This is a genomic window from Mesorhizobium sp. WSM4820 (assembly GCF_055811075.1).
Map to the genome: position 1 here is coordinate 74,941 of NZ_JBVVQN010000006.1, position 18,851 is coordinate 93,791.

An 18,851-nucleotide genomic window follows, 5' to 3' on the forward strand; every position below is an offset into this window, starting at 1 on the left:
CGAATGGACCAACGTCCACCCTTGTTATGGACTTATGGATGCCTATCGCATCGGCCCGAAAATCGAAATCGATTTTCGGAAAGCACGATGCGAAGATTCAATGTGCTAGAGCGTACTTTGTGCGTCCAATTCGACGCACGTCGCTCTAGTCTCCCCGACCACGTCCTGTCCAGCCAGAAGGAAGTTTTCGATGTCCACCGCCGCCCCCTTCGCCTCTGCTCCCATGGCCATCGAAAAAGACTGGATCGACTATAACGGCCATCTCAACATGGCCTATTACAACGTGCTGTTCGACCGCTGTTCCGACGAAGCGTTCGAAATGATGGGGATGGGGCCGGACTATGCGAAGCAGCGCCGGCTGACCATCTACACGGCGGAAGTCCATGTCTGCTATATCAGGGAGCTACATCTCGACCACAAGGTCGATGTCTCGTTCCAGTTGCTCGACCATGACGACAAGCGGCTGAGAGCCTACCAGGAAATCCGCCATGTCGACGGCTGGCTCGCTGCCACGTCCGAATCATTGTCGCTGCATGTCGACATGTCCGGACCGAAGGTGGCGCCCTTCCCGGCCGATGTCCTGGCCAAGGTCGAAGTCATGCGCGCCGCCCATGCGGCGCTGCCGATGCCTGAGCGCGCCGGCCGTTCGATCGGTATTCGTCGCAAGACGCTTGAGCCGCAGTCAGACCGCCGTTAACCTTACCAAGGTTTTAACGTGAACAAGCCGAATTGAGGCGTTGCACGACTCAGTACGGCGGTCGAGAACCGTCAGCATTGCGATACTGACGGCGGGGGCTGAAGCGGTTCGGGGAAATTGCATGAAAACCGATATCAAGGTCGAGGCGGACAAGCTGGCGGCCGACCCACGCATCAGCGACTACGATTTCTGGCGATCGCTGAAGAACCTCAACTACGAAATTTTTACCATCGCCAACAACAACGAGCCGATCCCTTTCGCCATGATCCGCTGGCGCGCCATCCTGAAGCAAGCGCGTATGAAGCGCGGCCACGCCTGATCGGTGCGGAAAGAAATGGTCTCGTCCTCCGGTCGCATTTTTCGGGGGCGTTTGCGCCGCCCCTCATCCGGCTGCCGCCACCTTCTCCCCGTATAGAGACGGGGAGAAGGGAGCTTGCCGCAGCCTCGGCGCTCTTTCAGCAACGCCCGCAAATTGGCGAAACCATTGATGACAGCGTCCTTCTCCCCGTCACTATACGGAGAGAAGTGCCCGGCAGGGCGATGAGGGGCGGCGCGACTTTTTCCAGTTAAGCTGATGTATTGACGAACACTGCCGCAAGCGGTGAACGCGCCACCACCGGCGACGACTGGATGATTGCGGTGTTGGTCATCGCAAACGGAATGATGCGGTCGATCACCCGTTCGAGTTCGGCCACCGAGCCGACATGCGCCAGCGCGATGAAACAGTCCTCGCCGGTCACCCGATCGCACTGGGCGATTTCCGGCAAGTCGCGGATGATCTCGGCGACCGCAGCCAACTGCCCGGGCACCGGCCTGATCCGCAGCCATGCCGACAGCTTCATGCCGAGCGCGGCCGGGTTGATCCGCACAGTATAGGCCTCGATCACACCGCTCTCCTGCAGCCGCTTGATGCGCTCGGCCACGCTCGGCGCCGACAGGCCGACCGAGCGCGCCAGTTCAGCAGTGCTGGTGCGCGCATCCTTTTCCAGCAGGCGCAGGATTTTCAGATCCGCCGCATCCAGATCAGCATTTTCGTTTCGAATGCGTTTCAGGGAAAACTCCTTTGTTCACGAGAACAAATGATCTCTTTGGTCGGCCATTACCCATATAAAAAGGTAAATCTGCCTGCGATAATGACCCTATGGACGATCAAGCGCAAGCCCCAGCTGCTATCCCTGCCCTCGCCGGCCCTGTCTTTGGCAGGCTGGCAACATCGCTGCCGCCGCATGTCTGGTTCGGTGTCAGCGCTGTGTTTCATTATCTCGGGCCGGCTTTCGCCGTGCTGCTTTTCCCGCATGTCGGCGTGCTCGGAATGGCCTGGCTGCGCATCGTTGCGGCCGCCCTTGTCTTCGCGCCGCTGACCCGGCCGTGGACGGTCTTCGCCCGCGCCGACCGGCCGACACGGCTGCTGCTTCTCGGTTTTGGCGCTTGCCTCGGCGTGATGAATTGCTCCTTCTACCTGGCACTCGACCGGCTGCCGATCTCGCTGGTCGCGGCGATCGAGTTCGTCTGCACCATCGGCGTTGCGCTGTTCGGCGTCAGAAGCCCGCGCAATCTCGCAGCCCTTGCCGTTGCCGTCACTGGCACCTTGCTGCTGATCGACGTCAAATGGTCAAGCGACCCGATCGGCCTGTTCTGGGCTTTCCTCAACGGCGCGCTGTTCGTCGGCTACATCATGCTTGGCCATCGCGTTGCCCGCGCCGGCGCTGGCGACGGCATCGCCGGCCTGGGTGCCGCCATGGCGGTCGCCTGCCTCATCGTGCTGCCGATCGGCTTCACCGATGCGCTGCCGGCTTTCACGGCGCCGCCACTGCTCATCGCCGCCATCGGCGTCGGCATCTGCTCGTCGGTCATCCCCTATATCTGCGACCAGCTTGCCATGTCGCGGCTGCCGCGATCGAGCTTCGCGCTGATGCTGTCGTTGCTGCCGGTCACCGCCACGCTGATCGGCGTCTTTGTGCTCCGCCAGATACCCAGCCCAACCGATTGCATCGGCATCGCGCTGGTGGTGGCCGGCGTCGCTTTTCACAAACCGGCAAATGCCTGATCAGGCAAGCTTCTCCTTGAGAAAGGCGATCGTCCGGCCCCAGGCGAGGTCCGCCGCGTTCTTGTCGTAGCGAGCCGCCGACGTGTCATTGTTGAAGGCATGATTGGCGCCTTCATAGACATGGATCGTGTACTCGACTTCAGCTGCATCGAGCTCCTTCCTGAAGGCGTCGATACCGGCATTGATGCGGGTGTCGAGTCCGGCATAATGCAGCAGCAGCGCCGCCTTGATCTTGGGCACATCCTCGGCCTTCGGCTGCATGCCGTAATAGGCGACAGCGGCAGCCAGATCCGGCGCATTGGCAGCCAGTGTGTTCACCGTGGCGCCGCCCCAGCAGAAGCCGACCGCGCCGACCTTGCCGTTGCCATCCTCGCTGCCCCTAAGGAAAGCGACCGTTGCGACCGCATTGGCAGTGGTTTGCGCCGGATCGAGCTTGGAAAACTGCTCGCGCGCCTTGTCTTCGTCGGCCGGCGTGCCGCCGAGCGGCGACAGGAAATCCGGGGCCAGCGCAACGAAGCCTTCCAGCGCCACGCGCCGCGTCACATCGCGTATATGCGGGTTGAGCCCCCTGTTCTCATGCACGACGATGACGGTGCCGAGCTTGCCGGACTGGCCGGCCGGCTTGACCAGATAGCCCTTCATCTCGCCACCGCTGCCGGGATAGCTGATGTCCTCGCCCGTCACGCGTGAATCGTCCTCGGCAACAATCGCCGCCCGGGCTGAATTCGCCGCCAGCAGCGGCGCGATTGCGGCGGCCGCCGCACCTGATCCGGCAAGCCTGGTCAATTGTTCCATGAAGCGCCGCCGGTCGAGCGTCAGATGCGTGTATTCGTCATACGCATCTATCATAGCCTGGGTAATGGCGGGTCTGTTGACGGCGGGGCTGGCAGGGCTCGGTTTTGTCATGGCGCTCTCCTCGGCTTCGGGAATATGTCCGCCGCGCAAGATAGGGTCGAGGGCTGCATGGTCCAATCACGGATCAGTGAGGCCCAGCATGCAGTGCTCCACGACGTCGGTGGGTTAAATATACCCATTTGTAGGTTCCGGCGCTGGACAGAGAACAAAACGGAGACACTTCTGGCCTTTCGCTGCCGAATCACTACATTCGGGGGAGATGTCCGGCTTTTCGGAAGATATGCCTTTTTTTGATGAACCGAACGCGCGGCCCGTGGCCCCGTCGGGCATTGCTGCGCGCGCCATGGCTGCCCGCAGCGGCCATGCCAATGCGCCCGATTATCTGAACGGGCTCAACCCCGAGCAGCGGCTGGCGGTGGAAACCACCGAGGGTCCGGTTCTGGTGCTGGCCGGCGCCGGCACCGGCAAGACGCGCGTCCTGACCACCCGCATCGCTCACATCCTCGCCACCGGCAAGGCCTTCCCGTCGCAGATCCTCGCCGTCACCTTCACCAACAAGGCGGCGCGCGAGATGAAGCAGCGCATCGGCCTGCTGATCGGCGAAGGCAATGTCGAAGGCATGCCGTGGCTCGGCACCTTCCACTCGATTGGAGTTAAGCTGCTGCGCCGCCACGCCGAACTTGCCGGGCTCAGATCCGACTTCACCATTCTCGACACCGACGACGTCGTGCGCCTGATCAAGCAGCTCATCCAGGCCGAAGGACTGGACGACAAACGCTGGCCGGCCAAGCAGTTCGCCCAGATGATCGACGGCTGGAAGAACAAGGGGCTTGGCCCCGCCGAGATTGCCGAGGGCGACGCCCGCGCCTTCGCCAACGGCAAGGGGCGTGAACTCTACAAGGCTTACCAGGAGCGGCTGAAGACGCTGAACGCCTGCGACTTCGGCGATCTCCTGTGCCACCCGATCCGTATCTTCCGCGCCAATCCGGACGTGCTGAAGGAATACCACAAGCGCTTCCGCTACATCCTTGTCGACGAGTACCAGGATACCAACACCGCCCAGTACATGTGGCTGCGGCTGCTGGCGCAACGGCCGGACGCCGGACGCACTTCTACGTCGACAGGTTTGCGAACGGCCGAAGGCCGCAAGCCCGACCGGGCGTCGGCCGGCCAGGCCGCCCCCGCGGAGGCCAGCGAGCGAAGCTCGCGCGCGGCCGTGAGCGATAGCAAAGTCAACATCTGCTGCGTCGGCGACGACGACCAGTCGATCTATGGCTGGCGCGGGGCCGAAGTCGACAACATCCTGCGCTTCGACAAGGATTTCCCCGGCGCCACGATCATCCGTCTGGAACGCAACTACCGCTCCACCGCGCACATCCTCGGCACCGCCTCCCACCTCATCGCCCACAATGAAAGCCGCTTCGGCAAGACGCTGTTCACCGAAAAGATCGCCGAGGACGACGAGAAGGTGCATGTCCATGCCGCCTGGGATTCCGAGGAAGAGGCCCGCGCCGTTGGCGAAACCATCGAGGCCTACCAGCGGCAGAAGCACAATCTCAACGATATGGCCATTCTTGTCCGCGCGTCCTTCCAGATGCGCGAGTTCGAGGACCGCTTCGTCACCCTTGGCCTCAACTACCGCGTCATCGGCGGCCCGCGCTTTTACGAGCGCCTCGAAATCCGCGACGCCCTGGCCTTCTTCCGCGTCGTCGCGCAAGGCGCAGACGACCTCGCCTTCGAGCGCATCGTCAATGTGCCGAAGCGCGGGCTGGGCGAAGCCACCATCCGCCAGATCCACGACACCGCCAGGGCGCTGCGCATCCCGATGCTGGAGGCTGCAGAAAAACTCGCTGAGAGCGACGAGCTGAAGCCAAAGCCGCGCGCAGCGTTGCGCGAGGTCGCCGCCAATTTCGAGCGCTGGCAGAAGGCGCTGGAGACCACGCCGCACACCGAGCTGGCCGAGACCATCCTGGAGGAGAGCGGCTACACCGACATGTGGAAGAACGACCGCTCTGTAGAAGCGCCCGGCCGGCTGGAAAACCTCAAGGAACTGATCCGCTCCATGGAGGAGTACGAATCGCTGCGCTCCTTCCTCGAACATGTAGCGCTGGTGATGGACGCCGAGCAGAACGCCGAGCTCGACGCCGTCAACATCATGACGCTGCATTCGGCCAAAGGCCTCGAATTCGAGACAGTTTTTCTGCCCGGCTGGGAGGAAGGACTGTTCCCGCATCAGCGCGCGCTCGACGAGGGCGGCCGCTCCGGGCTCGAGGAAGAGCGGCGGCTGGCCTATGTCGGGCTGACCCGCGCCAAGAAGAACCTGCATTTGTGGTTCGTCTCCAACCGCCGCATCCACGGCCTGTGGCAATCGACGATCCCGTCGCGCTTCCTCGAGGAATTGCCGGAAGCCCATGTCGAGGTCGCCGAGAGCGGCAACTCCTATGGCGGCTACGGCAATGCCTACGGCGGCGGCTCCTTCGCCTCCGGACGGGGCGGCCAGGCGGCAGGACGGCAGAATCCTTACGGCGCGTCGCGCTTCGACAATGTCGGCGCAGAAAAATCCGGCGCCTTCTCCAGCACCTATGCAACGCCGGGCTGGCAGCGCGCGCAGCAGAACCGCACCGAGGCGACCGACCGCAACTGGGGCTCGCGCTCCGGCCACCAGGTCGAGCGCATCGGCTATGGCGAGACCGACAGTGGCTATGGCGCCGGCCGCACCTCGATCAAGGGCCGCACCATCGACGGCGAGCTGGTCGCCAAATCCGTCGCCGACACGCCATCCCCCTTCAATGTCGGCGACCGCGTCTTCCACCAGAAATTCGGCAACGGCAACATTGCCGCCATCGACGGCAACAAGCTGACCATCGACTTCGACAAGGCCGGCCAGAAACGCGTGCTGGACGGGTTTGTCACCGGGGTGTGAGTCTCCCCCTCACCGATACCGCGCCTGGTTCCATTTGTGACCGAGCAGCGACAGGATGATGATCAGCCCGTTGAAGAACTGGACATAGAAGCCGCTCAGGCCTGCCGCGACGACGCCGGTCTGGATGAACGACACGGTGACGGCGCCGATGGCGCCGCCGACGACGGTACCGATGCCGCCCCAGGTCGGCGTGCCGCCAACGAACACCGATGCCAGCACCGGCAGCAGATAGCCGTCGCCGGCCGTCGGCCACCAGGTGAAGTTGATCATCACCGAAAAGGTGCCGGCGATCGCCGCCCCGATGCCGACGAAGACGAATACTTTCACCCGCACGCGCTTGACGTCGATGCCCATCTGCTGGGCGCTGTCGGGATTGTCGCCGACCACCTTCACCTGCGCGCCGAAACGATGCCTGTTGTAGAGCAGCGCCGACAGCACGACAAAGCCAATGGCCCAGAAGATCTGCACCGGGATGCCGTAAAGCTGGCTGGAGAAGATCTTGTAGGCCCAGCTGTCGGCAAGGCTGGTCAGCGCCGTCGACCTGCCTTCGTTGATGATCTGGATCAGGCCGCGCAGCAGGAAGTTCATTCCGAGCGTGGCGATCAGCGACGACAGCCCGCCATAGACGACCAGCGACCCGACAAGGAAGCCGAGCAACGTGCCCGTTGCAATGGCGGCGGCAATACCGAGAAACGGGTCGTAGCCGGCCTGCACGACCAGCGCGAACACCCATGAGGCAAAACCCATCGTCGCCGGAAACGACAGGTCGATCTCGCCGCAGGTGACGACGAAGACCAGCGGCACCACCACGAACAGCGCAACCGGCAGCGTGGTGAGCACGGAACGGTAGAGATACCAGGTGGTGAAGACGGTCGGGTTGGCGATCATGAACACCGTCATCATCACCACGAACACGGCAAGCGTGCCAAGTGCGGCGCGGTTGTCGAGGATGAAGCCGCGCATCCAGTGATCGGATGGGTGTTTCCACTCTTTCCGGGGATTGCCGGGACGGGAGATGCCTGCGGACGGCTCTTGCAGATCGGGCTTCATCGTCTTGCTCATCGCGCTCTCTGCTCCGGGTCGCCGGCGTCGTGCAGTCCCGGCAATCCACCCGGATGCGCGACGTCTTTCATGAAGTTGATGAGGTCTTCGGCCGACTTGACCTGGCTGCGGTCGGCGGTGAGCGCCACCTTGCCGCGGTCCAGCACGACGAAACGATCGGCGATGTCGAAGACGTGGTGGATGTTGTGGCCGATGAACAGGATCGACCGTCCGCTCGCCCGCACCTGGCGCACGAAATGGAAGACCTTGGCGGTCTCGGTCAGCGACAGCGCCGTCGTCGGCTCGTCGAGGATGATCAGGTCGGCCTGCTTGTAGATTGCCCGGGCGATCGCCACGCCCTGGCGTTCGCCGCCGGAAAGCTGGCCGACGATCGATTGCGGCGTGAACACTTTCGAGGTGAAGCCGATCTCGCGCATCAGCCGGCTCGCCTCCTCGATTTCCTTGTTGACCTTCAGCCAGCCGAGAAAGCCGGTGAGTTCGCGGCCCATGAAGATGTTGCGCACGATCGTCTGCTGCACGGCCAGCGCCCGGTCCTGGAATACCGTCTCGATGCCGGCGTCGCGCGAGCGCGCGGCGCTCCAGCCGGTCACCGGCTGGCCGCGGATGAGGATCTCGCCGCTGGTCGGCTTGACCACGCCGGAGAGGATCTTGATCAGCGTCGACTTGCCGGCGCCGTTGTCGCCGATCAGGCCGACCACCTCGCCGCGGTCGACGCTGAGATTGACCCCGCCCAGCGCATAGACCTGGCCATAGGACTTGCTGATGTCGCGCAGCTCTATAAGGCGTTCTGCCATGGCGATCCTCACTTGGTTCCGGCTGCGGTCGCAAGACCGGCAGCCGTGTCAAAAGGTCAGCGCAGCGCCTGCTTGGCGAGCTCGGCGACGATCTCGTAATTGTCAGGCGTGACGAAGCCGGCGCCGGTGTCGACATTCATTGGCGCCAGGCCCAGCACCACCTGCTGGCAGAGGCTGAGGATCGGCAGATAACCCTGCAGGAACGGCTGCTGGTCGGCCGTCAGCTGGACCCAGCCGCCCTTAAAACCCTCGACGATCTGCGGGCTGGTGTCGAAGCCAAAATTGAAAATATCGCCAGCCTTCCTGCCTGCCGCCTGCATGTAGGTCGGGACGTTGCCCAGCATCTGTCCGCCGGGATAGCCAACCGCCTTGACGTCGGGATTGTTGAGGAGTGCTGCGGTAATCACCGGAATGGCCAGATTAGGGTCGGAAGCCCATTCGCCGCTCGGCGGCGAGGAGAGCTGGATGACCTCGACGCCCGCCTCTTTCAGGGCGGCGACCGTGCCGCGCTCGCGCGCGCCGCGGCTCTCGTTCTCGAACGGGCCGATCATGATCGCCTTGTCGCCGGCCTTGAGCCCGGCCAGCTTGAACGCCTCGGCGCCGAGCGCGCGGCCCTGCTCTTCCTGCTGGGCGCCGACATACCCGCCGCCGAACGCTGCCGTGACCTTCGGCACAGGCACGTTCTGGTACATCATCCTGATGCCGTCCTTGTGCGCCTGTTCGGCCAGCGGCATGATCGAAGCATCGCCCGGGTGGCCCATCATGGCGATGCCGCCGGGCTTGACCGCGACGGCCTCGCGCAATTGCTGCACCATCTTCTCGACATCCCACTGGGAGAAGATGTAGTCGACCTTTGGCCCAAGATCGGCCTCGGCCTGCTTGGCGCCATTGTAGACGATGGTGCCGAAGGCGTCGCCCTCGGCGCCGCCGACGAAGAAGCGGATGTGGACGTCCTTGCACCACTGGGCATCGAGCGCCTGGGCAGGCAAGGTGGAGATTGCGGCGGCGAGCGCCGTGGCGGCCGCCATGACGGTCGAGCGCAGAACTGTCCTTCTCATCGTGATGCTCATGCACTTATCCTCCCTTTGTTCCCTCGCAAGCCGAGGGGTCTTCGACGAATGCTTCGGCTTCTCGCCGCAATGCTTCGCTGGCCGGCTCCCTGTTTGATGCATGTCGTTGTCGCAAAACCGCTGCACACCCTTGGTCAGGCCCGAGGGCATGCTTTTGCGCGACATGCCTTAACTTCACGCCGGGTTCGGCAGATACGTCGCACCTCCCCGGCATTGCTTGAGGTAGTCCAGCGCCCGCACTTGCCCGGTAATCTCAAGGTCGCCGCGATAGACCGGGTCGTGCCAGCCTTCGATGTCGATGGCGCCCCTGTATCCGGCCAGCCGCAATTCGCTGATCACCCGCGTCCAGTCGCTGTCGCCGAAGCCAGGCGTGCGCATTTGCACGAACGGCAGCCGGCCGAACACGCCATGCTCGCGGATCACGTCCCAGCGCACCGTCGCGTCCTTGCCGTGGACATGAAAAATGCGCGGCGCCCATTTGCGGATCTGCGGGATCGGATCGATCAGGTAGACGAGCTGGTGGCAGGGCTCCCATTCCAGGCCGAGATTGTCATCTGGCAATTCGTTGAACATCAGCTCCCAGGCGTCCGGATTGTGGGCGATGTTCCAGTCTCCATCAGCCCAGTTGCCGTCCATCGCGCAATTCTCGAAGGCGATGCGCACGCCCTTGTCGGCGGCGCGCCGGGCCAGCGGTCCCCAGACCTCGCGGAAGCGCGGCAGGCTGTCGGGCAGCGGCTTGCCGCGGAGGCGGCCGGTGAAGCCGCTGACCATCGCGGTGCCGAACAGATGCGCATGGTCGATGGCCGTTTCCCAGGCATCAAGCACGCCGCGATCGACATCGCCGCTTTCCAGCGGATTGCCGAAGACGCCGAGCGAGGAGACGACGACATCGGCGTCACCGATCGCCTCGCGGATCTGGCCGGCCAGCCGTGGAAGATCCTTGTCGCCCAGCGTCTGCCAGAAGAAGGGCTGGATGCTCTCGAAGCCGAGCGGCAGGATCGCCTTAATATAGGCGGCCGGGTCATCGAGATTGGCCCGCACCATGGTGCCGATCCTGATGTCGAGAAGCGGGTTTGGCATCGTCACCCTTCCCAGAGCAAGATGAGGTTAGTTTTGGTCATTCTGCCGGGCTGGTTTGGGCCAAATCCTTCGGGCTCTGGCTCGGGTGTAGCACCACTACGCCCTTCGCCAGACCCCTCGACCTTGTCCCAAACCATCACCGGCAGAATGACCAAAACTAACCTCATCTTGCTCTATGCGATCGCGACCCGGCGCCCGGTTTCGGCGCTTTCGATCGCGGCAAAGACCATGGCCAGGCTCTTGATGTTGTCGGCGCCGCGCGTCTCCGGCTCGCTGCCGGTTTCGACGGCGCGCACAAAATCCTGGATGATGCCGAGATGGCCGCCGATGCGGTCATTGGGATCGAGCGGCGGCACGGCGAGCGGCTCTGTGCGATCGAACAGGCCTTCACGGATAGGCCGCGCGACTTCCGCCCTCAGCCCATCCTCACCGTCCCAGACAAGGCTGCCATGCTCGGCGACGATGCGCCATGTGCTCTCCCAACTGGTGCGGAAGCCGTCGGCGCACCAGGAGCCGGCATAGGTGAACAGCTTGCCGCCGCCGAGCTCGAAAATTGCGGTGGCCGACGATCCCTGCCGGTACCAGGAATTGACCGGCTCCCATTCCTGGCAGTAGACGCTGGCCGGCGCGCCGCCGACCATGTAGCGGGCGGCGTCGAAAGTATGGATCGCCATGTCGAGCAGCAGGACATGGCGCATCTCCTCGCGAAACCCGCCGAAATGCGGCGCGACGAAGAATTCGGCGTGGATGCTGGTTGGCGCACCAATGGCGCCGGAATCGAGAAAACGCCTGATGCGCCTGACGTTGGCGACATAGCGGCGGTTCTGGACGACGGCGTGCACGCGCCTGGCGCGTCGGGCTGCCTCGACGATGGCGCGCGCGTTCTCCGGGCTGTCAGCCAGCGGCTTCTCCGTCAGGAGGTGACAGTGATGCGCAAAGGCCGAAAGCGCGACATCACGCCGAGCCGCCGGAACCACGACGTCGAACACAGCGTCGGGCTTGGTCTGGTCGAGCACGGCGTCAAGATTGGTCCCGTCAATGGCGCCGGCAAGCTCGTATTCGCGCGCCCTTGCCTTCGCCCTGTCGGCGTCGAGGTCGACAAGGCCGACAATAGCCAACCCGTCGATCTGCCTCGCTGCATCGAGCCAGTGCTTGCTCATCGCTCCGCAGCCGACCAGGACGACATTCATCATCCAGCGCTCCTCCTCCGCTCGGCCCCTCCAGACCGATCGTCACGGCATTCACGGCATGACCGTAAACGTTTTTCCGTAAACGTTTACGAGAACACACCGGAAGGCGTAGAATGTCAATTGGCCGCTCGCGAAAATCACCTAGATCACCTTGGCCTGAAGAGCGGCCGATGATAGCCAGGCAAGGGGGAGAACTGTCCTTTGGCGTCCAGCATCCACGACCTTGCGCGTCACCTGAACATTTCGATCGGCACCGTGTCGCGCGCGCTCAACGGCCGTGCCGACGTCAATGCCGACACCCGCCAGCGCGTGCTCGATGCGGCGGCAAAGCTGAACTATTCGCCGAACCAGTCCGGCCGCAGCCTGCGCCGCGGCACCACCCACTCGATCGCCTTCATGCTGCAGCCGCACCCGGGCGACCAGCAATATGGCGAACCGTTCTTCATTCCGTTCCTGACCGGGCTGCAGGCGAAACTCGCCGAAAGCGGGCTCGATCTGATCGTGGTGATGGGCGCGCCGGGCGACTACCAGCAGGAGCGCCTGCGCCGGGTGGTCGAGACGCGCCGGGCCGACGCCGTGGTGCTGGCCTATACGCGTCGCGAGGACGAGCGCATCGATTACCTGACCAGGGTCGGATTCCCGTTCGCGACGCTCGGCCGCAGCCGCTCCGGCGGCAAGACCTATCCGTCGCTCGACCTCGATTTCGAAAAAGCCGGGGCCGACGCGGTCGACCGCCTGGTGGCGCGCGGCCATCGCCGCATCGCCGCCATCCGCCCGTCCCTCAACCTCAATTTCGGCTACCTGTTCCTGGCCGGCTATCGCAAGGCCCTGCGGCGGCACGGCATCGAGGTCGACCCCGAGCTGATCGCGAAAGGCTTCATCAACGAGGCCGGCGGCGACGCGGTGACGCCGCAGGTCATGCGCTGCAAGGACCCGCCGACCGCCATCATCTTCAACAATGACGCGATGGCACTCGGCGGCTGCAAGGCGCTGGCCGAGATGGGCATCAAGCCGGGTCACGACATTGCGGTGATCGTCATCGTCGACACGCCGCTCTGCCGCTATTTTTCACCGGCACTGACTGGCTTCCGCCCTCGCCTGGAGCCGATGGGACGGCGGCTTGCCGAAATGTTGCTGGCGTCGATCCCGGCCTTCGCCGGCCCCGAAGGCGCGCGGATCATCCGTGAGGTCTGGCCGCTGGAGCTGATCGCGCGCGACAGCGACTGATGATGGCCGGGCCTTCCCTCCAGCCACATCGATCGCCTAGGATGAGTCAGGCGCAGCAGGGGAGAATCCATGGGCAAGGGACGGGTCGAGGCATTTTCCGATGGCGTCATGGCCATCATCATCACCATCATGGTGCTGGAATTGAAGGTGCCGCATAGCGCGGATTTTTCCGCGCTGGCACCGCTATGGCCCACCTTTCTCAGCTACGTGCTGTCCTTCATCTATGTCGGCATCTACTGGAACAATCTGCACAACATGTTCCACACCGTGCAGCGGGTCGATGGCCGCGTGCTGTGGGCGAATTTGCATCTGCTGTTCTGGCTGTCGCTGATGCCCGTGACCACCGCCTTCATCGGCGAAAACCATTTCGCGCCGGTGCCTGTCGCCGTTTACGGTGTTGTCCTGGCGCTTTGCGCGGCCGCCTACTTCATTCTGGTCGTCCTCCTGCACCGGCTGCATGGCAACGACACTGCCTTCGCCAGAGCGGCAGGCACCGATCGCAAGGAAAAGATCTCGGTGGTCCTCTACATCGCCGCCATTCCGCTGACCTTCGTCAATCAATGGATCAGCGTCGCGCTCTATGTGCTGGTTGCCATGATCTGGTTCGTGCCCGACAAGCGTTTCGAAAGGCAGATCGAAAAATAGGTCCGCCCTATCCCCGCATCGCCTTCAGCTTTTCCGCCACCGAGGCCGCAAGGTCGGCATAGCGCTCCTCCAGCCGCTCGGCCGCCTTGATCACCGAAAAATCATGGCCGAATTTTTCCAGCGCCATGCGCAGCTTCTCGACGAACTCCGCCTGCTTTTCGAGCGCCGAAAACAGCGTTCTCACTTGCGCTTCGCTGATGTCGGGATTGGCAAGCATTTGCGGCACCTCACGGCTCATCTGGTCGCCGGTGGCGGTCTGTTCTTTCAGGATCTCGATCCAGTCGGTCAATCGGTAATCTCCTTCTTACGCGGACAGCATGCGCAGCGCCTGCCGATGTGGTCAACCCAAGGACGCCCAAACGGGCTTGCGCGAGGCTGTCGCCGCGTTAAGTTCGGCGCGACCTGAACGAGGACACGATCGATGACCAGCGACGCCGAAATCCAGAGCGCTTTGCCTGCCCTTGGCTCCGGCAACGTTGCCGTCATCACCGGCGGCGCCAGCGGCATCGGCCTTGCCGCGGCCAGGCGGCTGGCGGCAATGGGCCTGAAAATCGTGCTGGCCGACATCGGCGGCGCGCGGCTCGATGAGGCTGCCGGTGCCGTTGCCACGATTGCCGGCGACAGTGGCGTGCTCGCTGTCGCCACCGACGTCTCGAAAGCCGACGAAGTCGACAGGCTGGCCGAAAAGGCATTCGATGCCTTCGGCGGCGTGTCGCTGTTGATGAACAATGCCGGCGTCGGCAACAATCCCGGCAAGCCCTGGGAGAACCGCGACGCCTGGAAGCGGCTGCTGGACATCAATTTTTGGGGCGTCGTCCATGGCGTCGAGGCCTTCGTGCCGCGCATGCTGGCTGCAGGAAAACCGGGCCTGATCGTCAACACCGGCTCCAAGCAAGGCATCACGACGCCGCCCGGCAACCTTGCCTACAACGTCTCCAAATCTGGCGTGAAGAGCTTCACCGAAGGCCTGGCGCATGCGCTGCGCAACGAGCCCGGCGGAAAGATTGCTGCGCATCTGCTCATTCCGGGGTTCACTTTTACCGGCCTGACCGAGGGTGCAACCGAAAAGCCCGCCGGCGCCTGGACCGGCGAGCAGGTGATCGACTTCATGCTGGCCGCGCTGGTGCGTGGCGACTTCTACATCCTGTGCCCCGACAATGAGGCGACGCGGACCATGGACGAAAAGCGCATGGCCTGGGCGATCGGCGACATCATCGAAAATCGCCCTGCTTTGTCGCGCTGGCACCCGGACCACAAGGAGGCTTTCGCGGCGTTCATGGAAAGCTGACGCTCACGCATGTGTCTTCGAGCCGCGCTTTTGCACAGTGGCTTTCTTGACCGCCCTATCATGCCGTTTCGCCGCCTGTTCACATTTTCTACGAATCTCCTCGACCTCGGATTCGGTCAGGTGCTCGATGCCGATAAAGGTATTGTGAGCTTTGCCGACCCGGATCAACTCGTCGAGTTTCGTCTGAATCGCCGTGCCATCGCGGTTCTGGGTGTTCTGGATGAGGAACACCATCAGGAAGGTGACGATCGTCGTGCCGGTGTTGATGATGAGCTGCCACGTATCGGAAAACCCGAACATCGGTCCGCTTGCCCCCCACGCAACAATGATCAGGAAACAGACCGCGAATGTCGACGGCAGACCGGCTAGATGCGCAACATAGTTGGCGATCCTGGTGAAAAGCTTCTCTATCATGGCAGGAGAAACAATCAGCATCCGCTGAGGTTCCCTCCTTTCACGGACGTAGCCGTTCAGAGAGCCCCAAGGATCAGGGGATTTCGTGCTCCCAGCGGTCGAGGAAGGCCTCGATGGAAAGCGCCTGCATGTCAGGAATGGCCTTGGCGAGTTTTTCGACCGACCAGTCCCACCAGCCGAGGCTTTCAATCCGCGCAGCGGTTTTCTCGGCAAAACGCTGGCGCAGCGGCTTGGCCGGAACCCCGGCGACGATCGCATAGGCAGGTACATCGCGCGTTACCACCGCATTGGCGCCGACGATCGCGCCATTGCCGATGCTCACATCAGGCATGATCACCGCACCATGGCCGATCCAGACGTCGTGGCCGATGGTGACGGACGTCGCCCGCCGTCGCTCCCGAAATCCGGCGTCGACGCCGAGCCAGCGGAAATACTCGTTTGGCCGGTAGCTGATCTTGTGCTGGGTCAACCGTTCGATCGGATGCTCGAGCGCGTTGATACGGCTGTTGGCGGCGATCGAACAGAACTTGCCTGTTGTCGTGTAGATCGCCTCGGCGTGGCGCTCGAAATAGGAGAAGTCACCGACTATGACTTCGCGCAAGATGACCCGCTCGCCGATCGAGGCGTAGCGCCCAAGCTTGCATGCCTTCAACTCCGCGGTCGGGTGGATTCGCGGCTCGGGGTCTTTCAGGACGAGGTTTTCGGGACGGTCCATCCCGGCGGCTTTACGCCCGAGCGGTTAGTCCCGCAAGCGGGAGCAATCGTCCGTCACCTGTTTCCAGAGCCTATTTCGGCTTGCCGTTGGTCCACATCACGTTCTGGCCATAGAGCGGTACCGTGGTGACCGACATTTTCGCTGAACCGTCCTGCACCTGGCGCGAATGCGACAGATAGATCAGGGTCTCGTTGGCTTTATCGTAAATGCGGTTCACCACCTGTTTCTTCCAGATCAGGCTGATGCCTTGCTTGAACACCTCCTCGCCGGTCTCGCTCATGTCGATGTCGCCGATGGTGATCGGCCCGGTTTGGCGGCAGGCGATCGAGGAATCGGATGGGTCCTCGAACCAGTTGCCCTTTTGCAGGCGATCGATCACGCCACGGTCGAAATAGGAGACATGGCAGGTCACGCCTTCGACCTTCGGGTCCTTGATCGCCTCGACGATGATGTCGTTGCCGAGCCAGTCGACGCCGACCTTGCCGACCTCCTGGGCGACAGCCGCACCAGCACCGACGACAAGGCACGCGGCCAAAGCGCCGCCGATCAGTTTTCGCCCAATCAGTCCTTGCCCAATCAACCTTTGCAAACGAAGCCTCCTGCCGTTCGAGTTTTGCCGACCTCAGGTGGGACGGGCGGCAGCACTTTGCAAGCGGATCAGTTTTTAAGAGAAAGCCGGTTGCGGCAACGCGACATCTTTGCGCGAGCGAGATCAAACCGTTAAGAGTGTTCGCCCAACAAGCTCCAAAGGCGCCGACACGGCGCCGATGAAAATAGCGACGGACAGCCAATTGATGATGCGTTCAATACTGGTCGGCATTCTCGTCCTGATGGCGGCGGGCATCGGCTGGCTCACCTTTGAATGGTACCGCGGGCATTATGGCGGCGAGCCGTTCGGCGCGCCGTTCACGCTGGTCGACCAGAAGGGCGCTCCGATCAGCGAGGCTGCCTTTCGCGGCCAGCCCAGCGTCGTCTTCTTCGGCTTCACCCACTGCCCGGAAGTCTGCCCGACCACGCTGTTCGAACTGGCCGGCTGGCTGAAGACGATGGGCGACGATGGCAAGAACCTGCGCGCCTATTTCGTGACGGTCGACCCGGAGCGCGACACGCCCGAAATCATGAACGCCTATATCAGCAACTTCTCCGATCGCATCCTCGGCATCACCGGCGACCCGGACAAGGTCCGCGCCATGGCCAAATCCTTCGGCATCTATTCGAAAAAGGTCGATACCGGCAACGGCGACTACACGATGGACCACACTGCTTCGGTGCTGCTGCTCAACGCCAGGGGCGATTTCGCCGGCACCATCGCCTATGGCGAAAGCCCGGACGCCGCCATCGCCAAGCTCAAGCGGCTGGCGGCAGGTTAGTGCATGGTCCCGAACCGACGGTCCGCGCCAGCGAAAAGTGGGAACCGGTTTTCGGACAAGATCATGCTCACGAAGAAAATCGTTTGATGACCCAAACGCGGCTTTATTTCAGCACTGGAAAGATCGAGGCCGACCATATCTTCGCGGCGTTCGAAGCGGCATTCGAAGATGAGGGCCTGCCGATTGGCTTGGTCGAAGTCGACGAGGACCGCGACATCCACGAAGTGTCACTCTATGCCGACGGCGATGTCGATGCCGTCGAGGCGCGCTTGAAGGAGATCCTTGCCGGGCTGGCCCTGTCGAGGCCGATTGCGCGCGAGCCCGTGCCTGATATCGACTGGGTGACGCGTTCATTGGAGGGACTGAAGCCGGTACGCGCCGGCCGTTTCTTCGTCCACGGCGCGCATGACCGCAGGAAGCGCCACAGCGGCGAACTCGCCATCGAGATCGAAGCGGGCCTGGCTTTCGGCACCGGCCATCACGGCACCACCGCCGGATGCCTCGAAATGCTGGAACAGGTCGTGCGGCGCGAGCGCCCGCGCAACGCGCTCGACCTCGGCACCGGCAGCGCGGTGCTGGCCATCGCGCTGGCCAAGCTCGCCCATATTCCGGTGCTGGCGACCGACATCGATCCGGTCGCCACAAAAGTCGCCGCCGCCAACGCGCGGCTCAACCACGTCAAGGCGCTCGTCGAAACGGTGACGGCGCCGGGCTTCCACCATCCGATTTTTGCCGCGCGCGGGCCTTTTGGCCTCATCGTCGCCAATATACTGGCGCGGCCGCTGATGCGGCTGGCGCCCGAAATGGCCGGGCATATCGCCTTGGGCGGCTCGATCGTGCTGTCGGGCATCCTCGACCGGCAGCGCGACGCGGTGATCTCCGCCTATGTCGGCCAGCAGTTCCGCCATGTCAGGACCTTGCATCGCGAAGGCTGGGTGACAATCCACCTCAAGCGGTGACGCGCAGCGCCTTCAATCGCACGCCGCAAATTCGCTCAGACATAGCGCGACCTTGCCGCCTTCTTCAGTTCTTCGCGATCGTAGCCGTTGGCTTTCAGCGTTTCGTCGTCAAAGCCAAGCAGAACCGCGCTCACATAGCGGCTCGCTTCGCGCTGGCGCGCTTCAATGAGAGCGTTCACGGCGCTTCTGAAAAATCCGCGTCTGGCTGAATTCGTGGACATGATGGTCTCCTTTGCAGGGCAGTAAGACTCGTTCCTCCACGCCAAAAAGGTAAGCTCTGCTGACCTTTTTTTAAATCGCTGATTCTGCATGGCGTCCATGCGCAAAAGCGATGCTGGACCGAACAGGGCAATCACTGCAGGCAAAAGAGGGCCTCCCAGCTCACGTAGAATGACCACCGTCGATGTCGGGGGGGGGGGGGGGGGGAGGGAAGGGGGGGCGGGGGGGGGGGGGCGGCCGGCGGGAGAACAGGAGGATACGAGAACTAAGAACACGCGCAGCCCGGTGAGAAAAAA

21 protein-coding genes are annotated in these 18,851 nt (G+C 63.1%); 9 read left to right on the top strand and 12 right to left on the bottom strand.

From position 1 onward, the window contains the following. Positions 1-190: 190 nt before the first annotated feature. Positions 191-697, top strand: a complete 507-nt coding sequence (locus AC0L2R_RS11945; protein WP_287282163.1) for a thioesterase family protein — start codon at positions 191-193, stop codon at positions 695-697. A 121-nt stretch (positions 698-818) separates the two neighbouring features. Beyond that, positions 819-1,016, top strand: coding sequence for a hypothetical protein (locus tag AC0L2R_RS11950; RefSeq protein WP_287177278.1), 198 nt, complete (start codon positions 819-821; stop codon positions 1,014-1,016). A 247-nt stretch (positions 1,017-1,263) separates the two neighbouring features. On the opposite strand, the gene AC0L2R_RS11955 is transcribed toward AC0L2R_RS11950, so the two are convergent. Beyond that, entirely contained in the window at positions 1,264-1,749 is a 486-nt protein-coding gene (locus tag AC0L2R_RS11955) for an Lrp/AsnC family transcriptional regulator (RefSeq protein WP_128180780.1), read from the bottom strand. Between the two features lie 89 nt (positions 1,750-1,838). On the opposite strand from AC0L2R_RS11955, the gene AC0L2R_RS11960 reads away from it, so the two are divergent. Then, positions 1,839-2,744: an EamA family transporter gene (locus tag AC0L2R_RS11960; protein WP_473509084.1), complete on the top strand. Its 906-nt coding sequence runs from the start codon at positions 1,839-1,841 to the stop codon at positions 2,742-2,744. Here AC0L2R_RS11960 and AC0L2R_RS11965 read toward each other — a convergent pair whose 3' ends face one another. Beyond that, positions 2,745-3,650, bottom strand: coding sequence for a dienelactone hydrolase family protein (locus tag AC0L2R_RS11965; protein ID WP_473509086.1), 906 nt, complete (start codon positions 3,648-3,650; stop codon positions 2,745-2,747). Between the two features lie 208 nt (positions 3,651-3,858). Here AC0L2R_RS11965 and AC0L2R_RS11970 point away from each other — a divergent pair, with 208 nt between their 5' ends. Next, on the top strand, positions 3,859-6,522 hold the full coding sequence (locus AC0L2R_RS11970) for an ATP-dependent helicase (protein WP_473509087.1): 2,664 nt from the start codon (positions 3,859-3,861) through the stop codon (positions 6,520-6,522). Between the two features lie 9 nt (positions 6,523-6,531). Here the strand turns inward: AC0L2R_RS11970 and AC0L2R_RS11975 are convergent, their stop codons facing one another. The 5 genes from AC0L2R_RS11975 to AC0L2R_RS11995 all read right to left on the bottom strand — a co-directional run bounded on the left by AC0L2R_RS11975 (position 6,532) and on the right by AC0L2R_RS11995 (position 11,721). After that, positions 6,532-7,584, bottom strand: a complete 1,053-nt coding sequence (locus AC0L2R_RS11975) for an ABC transporter permease (RefSeq protein ID WP_473509089.1) — start codon at positions 7,582-7,584, stop codon at positions 6,532-6,534. Continuing rightward, the gene (locus AC0L2R_RS11980; RefSeq protein ID WP_473509091.1) at positions 7,581-8,378 is read right to left on the bottom strand and encodes an ATP-binding cassette domain-containing protein; all 798 of its coding nucleotides are present in this window, start codon (positions 8,376-8,378) and stop codon (positions 7,581-7,583) included. The genes AC0L2R_RS11975 and AC0L2R_RS11980 overlap by 4 nt, the downstream gene beginning before the upstream one ends. A 56-nt stretch (positions 8,379-8,434) precedes the next feature. Beyond that, positions 8,435-9,448, bottom strand: coding sequence for a substrate-binding domain-containing protein (locus tag AC0L2R_RS11985; protein WP_027153760.1), 1,014 nt, complete (start codon positions 9,446-9,448; stop codon positions 8,435-8,437). 174 nt (positions 9,449-9,622) lie between these two features. Continuing rightward, complete coding sequence (locus AC0L2R_RS11990) at positions 9,623-10,528, bottom strand: sugar phosphate isomerase/epimerase family protein (RefSeq protein WP_128167128.1); 906 nt, start codon at positions 10,526-10,528, stop codon at positions 9,623-9,625. A 173-nt stretch (positions 10,529-10,701) separates the two neighbouring features. After that, positions 10,702-11,721: a Gfo/Idh/MocA family protein gene (locus tag AC0L2R_RS11995; protein WP_473509093.1), complete on the bottom strand. Its 1,020-nt coding sequence runs from the start codon at positions 11,719-11,721 to the stop codon at positions 10,702-10,704. Between the two features lie 198 nt (positions 11,722-11,919). Between AC0L2R_RS11995 and AC0L2R_RS12000 the strand changes: the two genes are divergently transcribed. Together AC0L2R_RS12000 and AC0L2R_RS12005 are read left to right on the top strand one after the other, a co-directional pair. Beyond that, positions 11,920-12,945 carry a LacI family DNA-binding transcriptional regulator gene (locus AC0L2R_RS12000; protein ID WP_473509095.1) on the top strand — a complete coding sequence of 342 codons (1,026 nt, stop codon included), beginning with the start codon at positions 11,920-11,922 and terminating at the stop codon, positions 12,943-12,945. Between the two features lie 69 nt (positions 12,946-13,014). After that, entirely contained in the window at positions 13,015-13,590 is a 576-nt protein-coding gene (locus AC0L2R_RS12005; RefSeq protein ID WP_473509096.1) for a TMEM175 family protein, read from the top strand. Positions 13,591-13,597: 7 nt separating this feature from the next. On the opposite strand, the gene AC0L2R_RS12010 is transcribed toward AC0L2R_RS12005, so the two are convergent. Beyond that, entirely contained in the window at positions 13,598-13,879 is a 282-nt protein-coding gene (locus AC0L2R_RS12010) for a hypothetical protein (protein ID WP_128167136.1), read from the bottom strand. Positions 13,880-14,011: 132 nt separating this feature from the next. Here AC0L2R_RS12010 and AC0L2R_RS12015 point away from each other — a divergent pair, with 132 nt between their 5' ends. After that, entirely contained in the window at positions 14,012-14,878 is an 867-nt protein-coding gene (locus AC0L2R_RS12015; protein WP_473509098.1) for an SDR family NAD(P)-dependent oxidoreductase, read from the top strand. Positions 14,879-14,881: 3 nt separating this feature from the next. Here the strand turns inward: AC0L2R_RS12015 and AC0L2R_RS12020 are convergent, their stop codons facing one another. From AC0L2R_RS12020 to AC0L2R_RS12030, 3 genes are all read right to left on the bottom strand, one after another. Further along, complete coding sequence (locus tag AC0L2R_RS12020) at positions 14,882-15,292, bottom strand: low affinity iron permease family protein (protein WP_473509359.1); 411 nt, start codon at positions 15,290-15,292, stop codon at positions 14,882-14,884. A 73-nt stretch (positions 15,293-15,365) separates the two neighbouring features. Further along, positions 15,366-16,007, bottom strand: coding sequence for an LbetaH domain-containing protein (locus AC0L2R_RS12025; RefSeq protein WP_091594184.1), 642 nt, complete (start codon positions 16,005-16,007; stop codon positions 15,366-15,368). 70 nt (positions 16,008-16,077) lie between these two features. Continuing rightward, the gene (locus tag AC0L2R_RS12030; RefSeq protein ID WP_473509099.1) at positions 16,078-16,596 is read right to left on the bottom strand and encodes a CreA family protein; all 519 of its coding nucleotides are present in this window, start codon (positions 16,594-16,596) and stop codon (positions 16,078-16,080) included. 205 nt (positions 16,597-16,801) lie between these two features. Here AC0L2R_RS12030 and AC0L2R_RS12035 point away from each other — a divergent pair, with 205 nt between their 5' ends. Further along, entirely contained in the window at positions 16,802-17,377 is a 576-nt protein-coding gene (locus AC0L2R_RS12035; protein ID WP_091594485.1) for an SCO family protein, read from the top strand. A gap of 86 nt (positions 17,378-17,463) precedes the next feature. Beyond that, positions 17,464-18,336 carry a 50S ribosomal protein L11 methyltransferase gene (locus tag AC0L2R_RS12040; RefSeq protein WP_473509101.1) on the top strand — a complete coding sequence of 291 codons (873 nt, stop codon included), beginning with the start codon at positions 17,464-17,466 and terminating at the stop codon, positions 18,334-18,336. A gap of 35 nt (positions 18,337-18,371) precedes the next feature. On the opposite strand, the gene AC0L2R_RS12045 is transcribed toward AC0L2R_RS12040, so the two are convergent. After that, the gene (locus AC0L2R_RS12045) at positions 18,372-18,701 is read right to left on the bottom strand and encodes a hypothetical protein (RefSeq protein ID WP_473509103.1); all 330 of its coding nucleotides are present in this window, start codon (positions 18,699-18,701) and stop codon (positions 18,372-18,374) included. Positions 18,702-18,851: the final 150 nt, after the last annotated feature.